We start from the raw sequence: 14,864 nt of genomic DNA on the forward strand, positions 1-14,864 counted from the left end.
AGCAACTGGAGGACGACGGATGCGACTCGCATCAGGCGTGAGAACCGGGCGGGCCACAAGCGGCGCCCGGCGCGCCACGCCGCGCACGGCCGCGGCTGGTCTCCTGGTCATCGGGAGCCTGCTGGCCCTGCCGGCACTGCCCGCGCACGCCGACCCGCCCCCCGTTTCCAATGTCGCCCCCGACGTGACCGCGGAGACCTCCCCACCTGACGACGGCGCCCTCACCACCCCCGAGGAGGCCCTGGAGCGGGACGCCACGGCCGTCGCGGGCCTGGCGAAGGTCTCGGTCTCCGAGGCCAAGCGGCGGCTGACCATCCAGCAGAGGATCACGAAACTCGTGGAGTCGCTGCCCGAGGACGTCCGGGCGCAGTCGTACGCCGGAGGCCGGTTCGACTTCACCGCGAACAGGCCGGCCACCCTCTACTTCAAGGGCCGGATTCCGGACTCGGTGCGGGCCGGCACCATTCCCGAGGTCGAGTTGACCGGCGGGATGAAGTACTCGTTCGACGAGATGGTCGCCCGGCAGAACGCGCTGCACGCGGCGGCCAAGGACCTGGGCTTCACGCAAGTCCGCTCGGACTTCGACCTGGTGACGCAGCGCATCGGACTCACACTCGCGCTTCAGCGGGAACAGCCGGACCTGCGCGGGCGGGCACTGCAGGACAAGCTGACCGCCCGCGTGGCCGGAGGCCGGCTCGCCCTGCGGGATTCCGACTTCTCCATCGAGGAACTCGCTCCCGGGGCCAGGCTGACCGTTCCCAGCACCGGGTACGGAGGGTCGATCCTCCGCAGCGGTGGCGCCTACGCGTGCACCTCGGCCTTCGTCGTCCGGCGCACCAGCGACCAGGCCGAGGGCGTGCTCACCGCCGCGCACTGCGAGGGCATCAACCAGATGGATCAGAACAACTCCGTCGGCGGGGTCGTCTCGACCTTCTCCGCGCCGTTCGTCAGCGAGCACATCGGCGCCAACGGAGAGGTGGAGTGGCACACCACCACGGGCCACGACGACGTCCCCGAGTTCTGGGACACCTTCAGCACACGACGCACCGTGACGTCCCGCATCGCCAGTTCCGGCTACATGTCGGGGGCCTACGTCTGCCACTTCGGGCGGACCAGCGGAACCACCTGCGGCGCGATCAACAACCCGAGCGTGAGCATCCAGTTCGCGTGGGGCGGCTGCGGCGGCTGCACGAAGACCGCTTCGAACATGGTGGGCGTCTCGGGGGCGGCCAGCCTGCCGGGCGACAGCGGAGGCCCCTGGTACGTGCTCAACCAGGCATTAGGCGTTCATCACGGGTATGACCCGGTCACCCTCGACGTGTTCTTCAGCCCGATCGAGCGGGCGGAGAACCAGTTCGGCGTGAAGGTGCAGTTCGGCTAGCCCCAGGTCTCCCGATCCCCCGCGCCGGAGCGCTTGTCCGGGCCCGGGGGAGGTCGTGGCCGGAGTCCCCTGAACGGACGGGACCCCGGCCACGACCGCGTGAACGTCCGCCCGCCGCCCCCGGTCTGCTACGGGGAGCATCGGCTCAGTCGGCGCGGGAGCTGCCGGCGGCCTCGGGTCGTGTACCGAGCCCCGCCAGCTCGCTGCGGTTGCGCACGCCGAGCTTGCGGTAGATGCGGGTGAGGTTGGCCTCGACGGTCTTGGCGCTGATGAACATCCGTCCGGCCACCTCACGGTTGGTCAGGCCGGACGCGACCAGCCGGTGGATCTCCTGCTCGGTGGGCGTCAGCTGGCGATCGGGCACCCGGCGCTGCCCGCACCTGCGCAGTTCGGCCGCCGCCTGCGCGGACCACAGCGGCGCACCCAGCTCGTCGAAGGTCTGCTCGGCCTGGGTCAGCACGTCCCTGGCCGAAATCTTCTGCTTGCTCGCCCGCAGGACCTTGCCGTACACCAGCAGGGCGCGCCCGCGTTCGAAGGGCATCGGCAGGGCGGCGCATGCGTCCAAGGCCCGCTGCGCGGCGCGGGCCGCCCGGTCCAGGTCGCCCTCGGCCGCGGCGACGACCGCCTCGCTACGGGGCAGGATCGCCAGCAGCCAGGGACGCGGCGCGACCTCGGCGCGGTTCCGCAGCCGCGCGAGCAGCTTGCGCGCCCGCGCCGTCCGGCCGGTGGCGGCCGCGGCCTCGATCTGGTCGCCGTGGAACATGTAGCGCGCCGGTTCCTTGATCTTCATGGCGCCGACCAGTCCGTCCGCCTGGCTCAGGTGATGGTCGGCCCGCTCGAGATCCGCCGCGGACAGCGCGACGAAGCCGAGGACCTGCCGCAGCAGGGCGGCCACGTACGGGTCGCCGGACTCCCCGGCCTGCTCCAACGCATTCCGGGCGGCGGCCTCGGCCTCACGGACGCGACCGAGATGCGCGTCGACCAGGGCCAGGGCGTATCGGCCGAAGCCGAGCCAGCGCCGTTGGCCGGTCAGTTCGATCACCTCGATGGACCGCCGCGCCTCCTGACGGGCCCGCGGCCAGTCCCCCAGCCAGCAGTCGATCTCGGCGAGGTGCATCAGCGCGTGCCCGACCGCGGGTTCGTCACCGGACTCGGTGGCCAGGCTGAGCTCGACCGCGAAGCGCTTGCGCGCCTCGGCCGGATCCACGCATTTGGCCCACGCCCCCAGGCTCTGCCGGCTCCACGTCTCGGCCCAGTGCCGCGACGGCTGCGCCGGCAGCAGGCGGGCGGCGCGCTCGAGATCGCGATGGGCGATGCCCAGGCCGTTGGTGAGCCGGTACATCGCCCGTACGGACAAGGCGCACGACAGCAACACGGGCTCCGGACACGCCCCCGGCCGCTGAAGCACCTCGGCGGCGGCCTCGGCGGCGGCCAGCTGCTCGGTCGCGTCGTGGGTGCTGAACCAGGCCCGGCGTAGGTGCAGCTCCGCCTGCAGGTCCGGGTGGCCGGTGGCACCGACCAGCGCGCGCCGGCACAGCCGGCCCGCCTCGACCGTGCCGCCCTCGTAGAAGACGACCTCGGCGAGCCGCAGCAGCGCCCGGGACCGCAGCGGGTCCGGCGGCCGGGCCGCCACCACCGCCTCCAGCACGCGACGGGCGCGAGCGGCGTCACCGGCGGCGAGCAGGCACCGCGCCTCGGCGACCGTCCGCCGATGGGCACCGTCCACATCGCCCGGCGGGGTACGGGCCGCCGCCAGGTTCCACAGTTCCGCGGCGGCCGCCGGACTTCCCCGGTGCCAGGCGCCGGTAGCCCCCTGTTCCAGCAGTGCCGCGACCTTCTCGTCCGGCCCGTCTTCGCACAGCGCCAGGTGCCGGCCCTGCTGTTCCACATCGGAGACCACCTCGGCCAGCCGCCGTCGTACCCGCCGGTGACGCTCGGACGAGGTCACCGCGCGGACGGCGGAGGCCAGCAGCGGGTGGGTGAAACCGATCCGGCCCTGCCGGACCTCGATCACGCCGGACTCCTCCGCCACCGTCAGGGAGGACAGCCGCCCTTCCGGCACCCCGATCGCCGCCCGCACCGTCGTAACCGTCGGGTGCGCCAGCAGGGCGACATGCAGCAGCACGTCGACGACGGGTTCGCCCAGCGCACGTATCCGCTCACCCATCAGCTTCGCCACCGACTCGGGAACGGGAAGCGGTTCACCGGGCCCCGGGTAGGCGCCGGTGCGGCGAAGGGACCGTACGATCTCCAGGGCGTACAGCGGGTTGCCTCCCGAGGCCTGGTGGAGGCGGCGGAGCGCCGGCATGCTCCACTCCTCACCGGTGTGCCGCAGCAGCATCCGGCGCAGCGCGCCCAGGCCGAGGGATCCCAGCCACATCATGCCGACGCGGGAGGCGGGCAGCGCCTGAGCCAGCCCCAGCGGTGCGGCGGCCGGAGGCCTGGCCCGCATCGCCACGAGCAGGCCCACGGGCTCCTCCGTCAGGCGGCGCACCACATAGGCGATCGTCTGTGCGCTGGCCTCGTCCAGCCACTGCACGTCGTCGATCGCCAGCAGCACGGGACCCTTCCGCGCCAGGGCCCGCACCGCCGACAGCGCGGCGGCGCCGAGGGCACGCGCGGCCAGCGGTGGCCCCTCGGCCTCCGTCCGATGGAGGAGCGCCACCTCCAGAGCCTGTGCCTGGAGCGGCGGAAGCATGTCGCCCGCGTCCTCAAGCACGCCGTGAAGCAGGTCGGCCAGCGCGCTGAGCGTCAGTATGGTCTCGGCCTCGGCGGGCCGGCAGGACAGGACGCGGTGACCGAGGGCACCGGCGCGGGCGACGCCATGGTTCCATACCGTGGTCTTGCCGATGCCTGCGTCGCCGGCCAGGACGAGGGCCGCGGCGCCGTCGGGCAGCGAGGTCAGGAAACGGTCGAGGGCGGCCAGTTCGCGGGCGCGGCCTTCCACCTCGGACAGCGCGTACCCCATCATCTCGATCACCCCGAATGCCTCATGCGATTCCGGCCGGGCCCGGCGAGCCCTTCCGCTTGCACCGTCCGATCTCGGCCGACCGGCCGTGCGGGCCGGAGCGGCGGCCGCCCCGCCGTCACCCGGGCAGGGCGTGTCCCCGCGTCATCGCGAGATGTGCGGCTTCGAGCCGCCGACCGGCTTCCACGCCGAACTCGTCGTCGAGGTGCGCCCTGTCCGGGTGCGTGCGTGACGCCGCTGCGAGCCTGACTCGCCTATGACGAAGAACTCGCCGGGCGGTCTCCCTTTTCGTCGACGGTCATCCGGAATTCATGAGTCCCCGGGCCATGGCCGAGGTGGCGAATGTGCAGGACTTGCCGGAGAGCCATGTCACCGCCGGGGTCAGGAGGGCCGACACGCATGACGGCACTTTAACCACGGCCATGCGCCCGCAACTATGACCATGAAGGCCTGGAACTCCTATAGCTCCGGTGAGCCGCCACTCGGACTCCTGATTGATGGGTCACCTTCCGGCAAGGGGTGCCGCAGTAGCGCGGTGGGCGGCCGGTCGATGCCAGGACGATCTGGCCGGAGCAGACCGGGCACCTCGAGGCCGGGCTCGCGCCGGTGACGGCCCAGAGCTCCCGGTTTCGTCGGAGGTGCGCCTGCCAGGCCGCCTGTGCCGCGTGGCCCTGCGCGGCGCCGATCACGAACATGAGCACGGTAGCGGCTGCCTGGTCGGCCCCGGCTTGGGTGAACCCCGCCGACTAGTAGATCGTCGGGATTGTTCGTCGAAGCGGGCCTTGCCGGGGCCGTAGATGAGGTGCGTGCTCATCGCCGGGATCAACCAGTAGTGCCGCACGACCATGGCATACGCTCCACGCGCCAGCGACGCGGCGGTTTCTCGCCACCCGAAGGCGGTGCCGGGCAGCGGGATCTCGCCGAACACGTGGTCGGCGGCGAGGACCACCAGCTTGTCCTTACTCTTGACGTGGTAGTACACCGCCGATGCGGCCGACCCGAGGTGTGTGCCCAAACGGCGGATGTTCAGCCCGTTCACGCCCTCGCCGTCGAGTACCTCGACGGCTGCCCGGACGATCTGCTCCTTGGTCGCCGGTATTACCGTCCTGTACCGGGGCGTGCTGTCGGTGTTCGCCTTGCGCGGCATCCACCTCCGACCCACGGTGCACGTCCACCCGGCTCCGGCCCCCACCGCGCTGGAGCAGCCGCGTACGCGCCTGGACGAACAGTTCGGCGAAGTCCACGCGCGCTTGACCAGCATGGAGGCCGCCGCCAACGACCAGCTCGCCGCCCGCAGAGCAGAACCACGCGATCGCTGATTCGCAGACCGGCGGGTGACCACGCTGCCGTTTCCGGGACGCGGCTTCCCGCCCCGTACGTGGCCAGCTACAAACGATGTGTGAGGCATCTGTACTGGGACCTCGGAGAAACCGGGGCCGGCGCCATCTTCGAGGTGGACTGGCGCGGCTCGACCGCCCGGGTCTGCCTCATGGACAGCGATGAATACCAGGCGTACCTCGATGAGGATGCCTACCAATATCACGGCGGCTTCTACGACTACAGCCCCATCAGCCTGGAGGTGCCCTACGACGACTACTGGTACCTGATCGTCGACAGCTACGACCGGGTCAAGAACGTCACCGTCGTCCAGCTCTTCGACGACTGACCGGTGATCAGGGACGAGGGCCCGTGACTCTGCAGCCCGCTGGGCTGGATGACGGACTGCGGACGTCAGTGACGTCGGCGGGGTGGGGCGAGGTTTTCGGTGATGGGTTTGACGTGGCGCATGGCGGCGCGGAGGTTCCTGTGCCGGGTTTTGCCCATGATGAGCTGCAGCGGTACCTCGGCGTCGCCCAGGTGGGTGGCCGCTGAGTGGCGCAGCTGGCGCAGGTCGAGGTCTTCGACGTCGAGGGCGAGAATCTCCGAGGCCCTGGCCGCGGTTTCGTACAGCATTCGCCACAGGGTCTTCTCCCGCAGCGGGACGTCCCGGCGTGACAGGAGCCGGTGGATGGTGGTCTTGGCGACGCCCTTGGTCTCGTCGGGGGTTTCCCGGCGGCGATCGAGGTCGGCGGGGACCGATGGGGCGGCCCAGCGTTTTTTGGTCTGGCACCGGGTGAGCCAGGAGGAGACCGCGGCGCGGTTGCGATTCCAGGTCGCCGGCGCGCACGTTCCCCGCAGCCGGGTGAGCGCGTCGCCGACCTCATCGCCGGAGATCTCGGCCGGCGACCGGTCCGCGCCGAGCACGGCAACGGTGCGGTCGATGGCGCCGGCGTAGGCGCGGTGGGTGTTGGGGTTGGCCAGGCGTGGTGTCGACAGGAACGCGTCGGCGGCCGCGGCCAGATCGACGCCGCCGCCGCGCAGCGCGGACACCTTCCGCGCGGCCGGGCTCACCGGACCACGCCGATGGTGATGTACCGGATAACGTGCCGGAGTCGCACACTGGCCGGACGCAGGTTTCGCCTGCTCGGCTGTGACCTTGGGCGCTCGGTGGCGGTGAACTATCAGCGCTATTTAGCGTTGATCACGGTATGCCGATGACGAGGGACTCGCGAGCGGTCTCCACGACTTCCTTGGTGATCATCTTTAGGGTGTTGATGTCAAGAGTGCGAGCGATCTGAGCGAAGAGCCGTTGCACGAGCCGGAAGTTGCCGCTGGTGATGCGGTGGACGGCGGCGATGGCTTCGGCGTCGGTGAAGTCGTCGGCGGACAGGGTGAGCCCGAGCGCCGCCCAGTGGCTGCAGACGGACGACGGCCAGGTGCTCACCGAGGCGGACCAGGTCCTTGTCGATGAGGCGCGGAGAATTGGCGACCGTCGGAGTGTAGAGCAGGGTGTGCAGGTCGGTTCGCTCGCGGACGGCGGTGGAGTTGGTCCGCCAGGCTTGAAGCATCGTCTCCAGTTCGTCCCGTTGGGCGTACTGCCGGGCCGACAGCGTCTTGCCGACACCCGGCGGCCCGAAGCACAGGCCGATGTGGCGGGACCCCGCCCAATTGCATCAGATGCAGGATCTGTCGGCCCCGGCCACCGTCATGCGCATGCTCCGCGACCACGACACCAGCATCACCGAGCCGGACGCCGGAGCCGGCGATACGAAGCAACGGCCGTAGTCCCTGGCCGATACCCGGGTCACGAACAGTCCTTGGTGTCATGACCAGCACCGTGATCAAACCGAGACGCCAGTCGGATGCTCCTGCGTTATCGCAGGTCAGATGCAACTTCGTTGAAAATTTCCTCATCGCTACGGGGGCTCTCGTGGTGAGACCGTTCTGGGCACCGGGGCGGCGTGGAATGGACTGACGAGGGGGTTTCGCCCCTGTACCGCATCACGGGTGAGTGGCGGACAGGCCGCGGACCATCGTCTCGAAGGCCTCGTCCCAGTGGCGGCGGCCTTGCGCGGGGTCTCCGAGCGCGCCGCGCAGTTCGAGGCTGCACAGCCCATGGGCGAGGGCGTTGAACTGGACGGCCAGGTCGTACGGCTCGGCGGGCGCGAACAAGCCTGCTTCCACGCAGCGGGTGACGGCGGTGACCAAGCTGTCGAAGGTGGGTTGGATCTGTGCGGCGGTCTCGGTATCGGGCCGGAACTCGGGGACCGGCCGGCCGAACATGAGCTCGTAGAGATGTGGGTTGGCCAGAGCGGTGGCGCGGTAGGCGTGGCCGAGGGCCAACAGGTCAGCGACGGGATCGTTGGTGCGTGGTACGGCGGCGAAGGCCTCGGCGAGACGCTCGAACCCCGACAGGAACATCTCGCGTACCAAGCCGGCTTTGTCGCCGAAGAGATTGTAGACCGCCGTGGTGGACACGCCCGCCTGCCGGGCGACTCGGCGGGTGCTCAACATCGACGGCCCCTGCTCGGCCAACAGCAGGCCACCGGCGTCGACCAGGTCACGGCGGAGCTCTGCGTAGTCACGGATTCTGGGCCTTGCCATATCGCTCAGAGTATCATAACTTAGTTACGTAACAGCGTTATTAAATCTTGAAACTGGAGGACGTCATGTCCCGACTGCACGTTGTACTCGGCGCCACCGGAGCACTCGGCAAAGCCGTCGTGGCCGAACTCACCGCCCGCGGCCACCACGTCAGAGCCGTCAGCCGCGGCGCGGCCACCGGCCCACACGACCTCCGCGCCGACATCACCACGCTCGACGGCGCGATCGCCGCCTGCGACGGCGCCGCCGTCGTCTACCAATGCGCACAACCCGGCTACACGCGCTGGCCCAAGAACTTCCCCGCCCTCACCCGAACCGTGCTCGCCGGAGTCGAGGCCGCCGGCGCCAAACTGGTGATGGCCGACAACCTCTACGTCTATGGGCCGGTCGAGGGCCCGATGACCGAGGACCTGCCCCACACCGCGGGCTTCCCAAAAGGCCGCGCCCGCGCTGAGGTGGACAAGCTCATCCTCGACGCTCACCGATCCGGCCGGGTCCGCGCCACCTTAGGCCGGGCATCGGACTACTACGGGCCCGGCGGCGTCAACACCGTCCTCGGCCCGACCATCTTCGCCGCCGCACTGAAAGGAAAGACCGCCCGCTGGGTCGGCGACCTCGACCAGCCCCACACCCTCAACTACCTCCCCGACATCGCCGCTGCACTGGTCACCCTCGGGGAACACCAACAGGCCGACGGGCGCGCCTGGCACCTACCAGCCGCCGAGGCGATCACCGGACGCCAATTCCTCGACCACGTGTGGTCCGCGATCGGCGACACCCCCAGGATCGCCGGGCTCGGTCGGACCACACAGCGCCTCATCGGGCTGTTCAACCCCATCGTCCGCGAACTCGGTGAGACCTGGTATCAGCGCGACCGGCCATTCATCTCCGACGACTCCGCCTTCCGCAATGCCTTCGGACCCGTCAACGTCACCCCCCACGACCAGGCCGTATCCGCAACACTGAACTGGTATCGGCACCACCACCCGGAAAGTCAGCGGCCAGGTGGAACGCCTCACGTGCGGCCAGCTGCTGAGAGCCAAGGCCGATAGCCCCCAGCAGTTCCCGGATCTCCCAGGCGTGCTCGTACGCCGTCTGCTGCCGCCGGCCGAGCACCTGGGATCGAGTTCCAGCTGCTCAGCGACGAACCTCACCGCTCCCGGGACCTCAGCGGGGGCCTCGGTCAGAAACACCCCGAGCACACGCACCGTGCCCCACTGCACCGCCCACCCCAAGCGGGTGTCCGGGCGGCGTTTGCCGGCCAGCGCGCCAAGCGCCGCGCGATCCAGCCGGAAGGACTGCCTCAGCTCGGCCACTCATGCGAACACGCCGACGCGACCAGAATTAGGCAACAGGGTCGTACACGCCCACGTCGCCGGGATGATCCGATGTCACGCCAGGCCAGGCGTGGCCCAGTTCAAGGACAGCGAGCTGCCCGCCGGCGCCGCGCGCGACCCTCGGTCTCATTCAATCTCTCGCCGGACGCGGCGAGCAGTCCGGTGCGGAAGTTGCCCGGCTCGACGATGAACACGGTTACGCCCAATGGGCGGCCTCGGCCCGTAGCGCTTCGGAGAAGCCTTCGAGCGCGAACTTCGTCGCGCTGTAGGCGGAGATTCCCGCGAACGACAATCGTCCTCCCACGCTGCTGACCTGCACGATCGCGTCGGACCGCCGTGCCCGCAGGTGGGGGAGGGCGGCGCGGGTCAGCGCGGCGGGGCCGAAGAAGCGGACCTCGAACAGGGCCCGGTGCCCGGCCTCGCCGGTTTCCTCCACGGCGCCGACGTGGCTACGTCCAGCGTTGTTCACGAGGATGTCGATGCGACCATGTCGAGCGATGACCTCGGCCACTGCCTCGTCATGGCTCGGGTCGCGGGGAAGGGCGCTAGGACCTGTTTTGTGGAAGAGCAGTGGGCAGGCGATGGTCACGGCCGAGATGGTGGTACCAATGCCGCGTCGGCGCAGGTAGGTGCGGATGGTGCGGGAGCTGTAGCCCTTGTCGGCGATCACATGGTCGGGCCGTGTGCGGGGCACGCGGATGGCCTCCATCACGGCGGTGAACTGGGTGCAGTCGTTGACGTTGCCGCCGGTGAGGATGCATGTCAGAGGCAGGCCGCGTCCGTCGACGGCCAGGTGGATCTTGGTGGTCAGTCCGCCGCGCGAGCGCCCGAGCGCCTGTCGGTCCTGATCGCTCTGACCGGGTTGCTGTCCGTATGTCCTGTGGTGGGTCCCTTTTTACGGGCTCCGGCCGCGTGTTGGTGAGCGCGCACGATGGTGGAGTCCACGCAGATGGCCGACCGGTCGACCTGGCCGACGGCGTCGTCGTGAACCTGGACGTGCTGCAGGAGCCGGGTGAAGGTGCCGTCGGCTGACCAGCGGCGAAAGCGCTGGTAGATGGTTTGCCAGGGGCCGTAGCGCTCATCTGCTTGAGCACGGGCTGCGGACCTGTCGCAGCAATCAGTGACCTCGTTCCCGGCCGAGGAAGCACGACAGGAGTCGCCTGAAGTCGTGCGGGTGCTCGAGCGCCGGCACGTGCCCGCATCGGCCGAGCACGTGCAGACGGACATCGGCCAGGTGTTCGAGCAGGGGCAGGGCTGCCGTCCCGAGCGGGGTGACTCGGTCCTCGGCGCCGTGGACGAGCAGCACGGGCGCGCGGATCCCTGCCAGCGTTTGCGCCGAGAGGGTGAGCTCGTCGGCCCAACGTGCCCTGGGTGGAGGGAACAACGACGCGAATGCGGCCGCCCCCGCTCGCATCGCGGCTGCACGGGCGGCGACGGCCGACTCGGTCACGAGCGCTTGGTCGAGGACGAGGCGACTCAACATGTCTCGTGCCCCGAGCGGGCCGGCGGGGGCGGCCCAGATCGCGTCGAGTTCGGCGGACAGCGGCGCCCCGGGGGCGCCCATCGTCGAGACCGCCACGACACGGGTGACCTGCTGGGGGCGCGCGGCCGCCAGCGCCAGCGCCACGGCACCGCCCATGGAGTGGCCCACCACGGCGTAGTGCTCGACACCGAGAGCATCCATCAGGCCCGCGGCCTGCTCCGTCCACAGCCGGAGCCCACCCCTGGAGCCTGCCGGGATTGGTGTACGGCCGAACCCCGCCTGGTCAGGAGCCACCAGGTGCCAGGACGTGCCCAGCGCCTGTGCCGTCGTTGCCCAGGCGCCGGATCCGGTCGTACCGGGTCCGGAGCCGTGCAGCATCAGCACCGCGGGCCCGGTGCCGCTCTCCAGGACGTGGACGGGGGAGCCGTCGACGGTGACGGTCCGAAGTGCCGTCACCGAGACAGGTCCGGTGTGCTCATGCCGATGCGGAGTTGATGGACTTCGAAAAGAGCTCCATCATCGCCCTGCCGAATTGCGGCATGTCGGGCCACCCCCGGCAGGAGACGAGGTTGCCGTCCACGACGTCGGGAGCGTCGATGACCGTCGCGCCCGCGTTCTCCATGTCACCGGTGATGGGGGGGAAGCACGCCGTCTTTCGACCCTTCAGCAGCCCGTACACAGCCGGCACCTGCGCGCCGTGGCACACCAGCGCGATCGGGAGGTCGCGCGCGAAGAAGTGCTCGGTGATGCGCCTGACGTCGGCGTCGACCCGGATCCACTCGGGGGCACGTCCCCCAGGGATGATGAGGGCGTCATAGCGCTCGACGTCGACCTCGGCCCAGGGCACGTCGACCGGCAACTTTCGGCCGTTCTTCTCCACGTAGGCGTCGGAGTTGGGGTCGAACTCGTGGATGACCAGCTGAACGTCACGCATCGTCCGTGACGAGACGTCAACGTCCCAGCCGCCCTCCTGCACGCGATAGTAGGGATACATGGTGTCGAGCTCCTCGGCGGCGTCGCCGGTCAGGAGCAGTGCTCTGGGCACCTGCTTCTCCTCGCATCTGGGGCGGGTGAAGTGGATCCAATCCGATCCAATCCGATCCGATTGGGTTAGCATTCCTCGGCCCAGACCGCCCGTCAAGCCTTTACCGCCATTCCGTCCGCGCCCTCGGCCTCGTCGAACAATCGCCGGAACCGCTCGCCGGACAGCAGGATGTGCCGACGCATGGCGTAGGCGGCGGCGTCGGGGTCGCGCGCGGCGATCGCGGCCAGAACTTCTTCGTGCTCGGCCATGGCCAAGTGAGTGACCTGGGTGTCGTGGAGAAGCCGGAACAGGTGCACGTGCGTGTGCAGGCGAGCGAGCGCTTCGCGGATGACCTGGTTCCCCGCGCTCAGGGCGACGAGATCGTGAAAAGCGGCGTCGCGCAGCCCGAAGGCGCCATAGGCCATGGGCCCGTCGCCCCCCTCCAGCTCCGCCATCTCCTCCAGCATTCGTCGCAGACCGGCCACCTGCTTCGAGGATGCGCGTTCGGCGGATCTGCGCGCCGCTGCCGGCTCGAGGAGCAGGCGGATCTCAAGCATGTCCTCGAATCGGTCACGGGTGATCTGGGGGGGAATGCGATAGCCGGCATGGGGCACACGCACGACCAGGCCCTCGGCCTCCATGCGGTTCAGAGCGTCTCGGATCGGCGTCTGCGAGACCCCCAGCTCTCGCGCCAGGGCGTCGATCGTGACGCGGGAGCCAGGCTCGATCCGTAGCGACATCAGCTGTCCGAGCAGCGTGTCGTACACCTCGTCGGCAAGCCGGCCGCGAGATCTTCCCGGCGGCGTTCCGCCCGTCATGGCCCCACGGCGCCGCACGATCATCACTTCGTCGTCCATCGTGACGTGAGGTCCTTTCCTGCGTCTTCGAGAACTTGTTGACATCGGTCGCAATGCTGCGGGATATTGACGCCCCTACTCGGATCGTATAGGAAAGGTGACGGATGCCACCCATCCTTCACCCGTCGGGGAACCGCCCGCCATCGCTCCGCTTCGATCAGTTGGAGCTCCCATGAGCATGCTCGACGTCCTACTCGATTCGCCACCGGGCCGCACAAGGACCGAAGGACTTCTCTCGACTGCTTGAAGCCCCATTACGTCGCGGCGTACTCGTGACGCCGGTCTGCGGGTCAGCCCCTGCGACAGCCGGCAGCACGCCTGAACAACCCAGCAACTGCTCGGCGAAGCACGCAGCAAGGCTCCAGAGGTCCCCCCCAGAAAGCAGGCAAGAAGATGCGGTATCCGCAGCGAGTAGGACGACTGTCCGTTCCCCGTCGAAAGGTGCAGCTGGCGACGGCGGCCATGTTAGTGGCCACGACCGTGGCGGCTTGCGGCGGCGGCCAGGACGAGGCGAGCGCCCCCAAGGCACCGGCGACCATCCCGGAGCTCACCAAGGACCCGCTGACCCTCAGCTTCATCTGGTTCGACTGGCCCCCCGCCCACGCGCTGGAAGACTTCGCGAACGCGGAGTACACCAAGGAGCGGTCGAACGTGACCATCAAGGTCAACACCGTGCCGAACGCGAACTGGCACGACGCGATGTTCACCCAGTTCGCAGCGCACAAGACCGACTTCGACATCCCGATCCTGGACTCGCAGCACATCGGCGAGGCCGTGACGAACGGCAACATCCTCGACCTCACCGACTTCGTCAAGAAGAACATCGACGTCAAGGCCTACAACCCGTACCTCCTGGCGGCCTACGGCCAGTACCCCCAGGCGGAGACCGGCAAGCGCGACGAAAACGCCAGCCTGTACGGACTGCCGCTGCTCGGCGACACCTGGACGATGATCTACCGCAAGGACCTGATCGGCGACAAGCCACCGCAGACGTGGGACGAGATGATCTCAGTCGCCGAGAAGTGCCAGGCGGACAACCCTGGCGTCAGCGGGCTGGCTTTCCACCAGGCCAACGGCTCCGACGCCGCGGCCGTAACCTACAACACGGTCAACGGCGTCTACGGCGGCAACCTCTGGAACTCCAAGACGCGCAAGATCGACGGCGTCATCAACGACGCTGCGGGCCAGGAGGCGATGGACGTCCTGGTCAACAAGATGAAGCCGCTGACCGCCAAGGGCTCCGGCAACTGGTTCATCGACGAGGTGAACGCGGCGGTCGCCCAGGGCAAGGCATGCATCGCGTTCAACTGGATCGCCGCGAGCGGCGGCCTGCTTGACCCGAAGCAGTCGACGCTCGGCACCACGCGGGAGGAGATTCTCGACAAGCTGGGTTTTGCCACCCTGCCGAGCCAGAAGACGAACCTGGTGCCTCTCGGCGGCATGGGGATGCACGTGTCGGCCTACTCCCCCGAGGCGAACCAGGCGGAGGCCCTGAACTTCATGAAGTGGTTCGAGCAGGCCGACATCCAGAAGAAGTGGGCCGCCGCCGGTGGCGTGCCATCGCGTACGGACGCCCTGGAGTCGCCCGAGTTCCTCAACGCCGGGCCGTTCAACCAGGTGTACACCGACTCGGTTTCGCGGATGCGGGACATGTGGAACGTGCCCGAGTACGCGCGCCTCGTCGACATTGAGAACACCAACGTGAACGCGGCTCTCAACGGCGCGAAGACGCCGAAGGACGCGCTCAACGACATCGCCAAGGAGCAGCAGGGCGTGCTCGACTCCGGCAACCGCAAGGGCGGCGGCGGACTGTGAGTGACCCCGCCCCTCTGACGACCGACCGCCCCGGGCAGGTGGCGTCCGCGACGCCGCCTGCACCGGGTCGGTCCC

Annotated in this window: 14 protein-coding genes and 2 pseudogenes; 5 read left to right on the forward strand and 11 right to left on the reverse strand. The window is 69.3% G+C overall.

Annotated features, from left to right (window positions below):
• Positions 1-19 precede the first annotated feature (19 nt).
• Positions 20-1,381 carry a S1 family peptidase gene (locus ACTOQ3_RS39705; RefSeq protein WP_440088939.1) on the forward strand — a complete coding sequence of 454 codons (1,362 nt, stop codon included), beginning with the start codon at positions 20-22 and terminating at the stop codon, positions 1,379-1,381.
• Positions 1,382-1,526: 145 nt separating this feature from the next.
• On the opposite strand, the gene ACTOQ3_RS39710 is transcribed toward ACTOQ3_RS39705, so the two are convergent.
• Both ACTOQ3_RS39710 and ACTOQ3_RS39715 read right to left on the reverse strand, forming a co-directional pair.
• Complete coding sequence (locus ACTOQ3_RS39710) at positions 1,527-4,352, reverse strand: AAA family ATPase (RefSeq protein WP_440089002.1); 2,826 nt, start codon at positions 4,350-4,352, stop codon at positions 1,527-1,529.
• A 682-nt stretch (positions 4,353-5,034) separates the two neighbouring features.
• On the reverse strand, positions 5,035-5,388 hold the full coding sequence (locus tag ACTOQ3_RS39715) for a hypothetical protein (RefSeq protein ID WP_440088940.1): 354 nt from the start codon (positions 5,386-5,388) through the stop codon (positions 5,035-5,037).
• A gap of 46 nt (positions 5,389-5,434) precedes the next feature.
• Between ACTOQ3_RS39715 and ACTOQ3_RS39720 the strand changes: the two genes are divergently transcribed.
• Positions 5,435-5,668 (forward strand): hypothetical protein, encoded by a 234-nt coding sequence (locus tag ACTOQ3_RS39720; RefSeq protein ID WP_440088942.1) that lies wholly within the window; start codon positions 5,435-5,437, stop codon positions 5,666-5,668.
• A gap of 80 nt (positions 5,669-5,748) precedes the next feature.
• Positions 5,749-6,015: a DUF1883 domain-containing protein gene (locus ACTOQ3_RS39725; RefSeq protein WP_440088943.1), complete on the forward strand. Its 267-nt coding sequence runs from the start codon at positions 5,749-5,751 to the stop codon at positions 6,013-6,015.
• A 65-nt stretch (positions 6,016-6,080) separates the two neighbouring features.
• Here the strand turns inward: ACTOQ3_RS39725 and ACTOQ3_RS39730 are convergent, their stop codons facing one another.
• From ACTOQ3_RS39730 to ACTOQ3_RS39740, 3 genes are all read right to left on the reverse strand, one after another.
• Entirely contained in the window at positions 6,081-6,740 is a 660-nt protein-coding gene (locus ACTOQ3_RS39730; RefSeq protein ID WP_440088944.1) for a hypothetical protein, read from the reverse strand.
• A gap of 206 nt (positions 6,741-6,946) precedes the next feature.
• Positions 6,947-7,318 carry an AAA family ATPase gene (locus ACTOQ3_RS39735; RefSeq protein ID WP_440089004.1) on the reverse strand — a complete coding sequence of 124 codons (372 nt, stop codon included), beginning with the start codon at positions 7,316-7,318 and terminating at the stop codon, positions 6,947-6,949.
• A 352-nt stretch (positions 7,319-7,670) separates the two neighbouring features.
• Positions 7,671-8,273 carry a TetR/AcrR family transcriptional regulator gene (locus ACTOQ3_RS39740; RefSeq protein WP_440088945.1) on the reverse strand — a complete coding sequence of 201 codons (603 nt, stop codon included), beginning with the start codon at positions 8,271-8,273 and terminating at the stop codon, positions 7,671-7,673.
• 47 nt (positions 8,274-8,320) lie between these two features.
• Here ACTOQ3_RS39740 and ACTOQ3_RS39745 point away from each other — a divergent pair, with 47 nt between their 5' ends.
• Positions 8,321-9,325, forward strand: a complete 1,005-nt coding sequence (locus ACTOQ3_RS39745; RefSeq protein ID WP_440088946.1) for an NAD-dependent epimerase/dehydratase family protein — start codon at positions 8,321-8,323, stop codon at positions 9,323-9,325.
• A 45-nt stretch (positions 9,326-9,370) separates the two neighbouring features.
• On the opposite strand, the pseudogene ACTOQ3_RS39750 reads toward ACTOQ3_RS39745, so the two are convergent.
• From ACTOQ3_RS39750 to ACTOQ3_RS39775, 6 genes and pseudogenes are all read right to left on the reverse strand, one after another.
• Positions 9,371-9,589, reverse strand: a pseudogene (locus tag ACTOQ3_RS39750) (DUF4158 domain-containing protein); the annotation flags it as partial.
• Positions 9,590-9,806: 217 nt separating this feature from the next.
• Positions 9,807-10,199: an SDR family NAD(P)-dependent oxidoreductase gene (locus ACTOQ3_RS39755; RefSeq protein WP_440089005.1), complete on the reverse strand. Its 393-nt coding sequence runs from the start codon at positions 10,197-10,199 to the stop codon at positions 9,807-9,809.
• Between the two features lie 6 nt (positions 10,200-10,205).
• Positions 10,206-10,711: pseudogene (locus ACTOQ3_RS39760) on the reverse strand (IS5 family transposase); the annotation flags it as partial.
• 16 nt (positions 10,712-10,727) lie between these two features.
• Positions 10,728-11,549, reverse strand: a complete 822-nt coding sequence (locus ACTOQ3_RS39765) for an alpha/beta fold hydrolase (protein ID WP_440088948.1) — start codon at positions 11,547-11,549, stop codon at positions 10,728-10,730.
• A gap of 19 nt (positions 11,550-11,568) precedes the next feature.
• Entirely contained in the window at positions 11,569-12,138 is a 570-nt protein-coding gene (locus ACTOQ3_RS39770) for a DJ-1/PfpI family protein (RefSeq protein WP_350738673.1), read from the reverse strand.
• Positions 12,139-12,230: 92 nt separating this feature from the next.
• A complete protein-coding gene (locus ACTOQ3_RS39775) occupies positions 12,231-12,974 on the reverse strand; it encodes a GntR family transcriptional regulator (protein ID WP_440088950.1) in 744 nt (247 codons plus the stop codon).
• Between the two features lie 441 nt (positions 12,975-13,415).
• Between ACTOQ3_RS39775 and ACTOQ3_RS39780 the strand changes: the two genes are divergently transcribed.
• Positions 13,416-14,789, forward strand: coding sequence for an extracellular solute-binding protein (locus ACTOQ3_RS39780; protein WP_440088951.1), 1,374 nt, complete (start codon positions 13,416-13,418; stop codon positions 14,787-14,789).
• Positions 14,790-14,864: the final 75 nt, after the last annotated feature.

It is taken from the genome of Streptosporangium sp. LJ11, from assembly GCF_051918945.1.
Taxonomy (GTDB): Bacteria; Actinomycetota; Actinomycetes; order Streptosporangiales; family Streptosporangiaceae; genus Streptosporangium.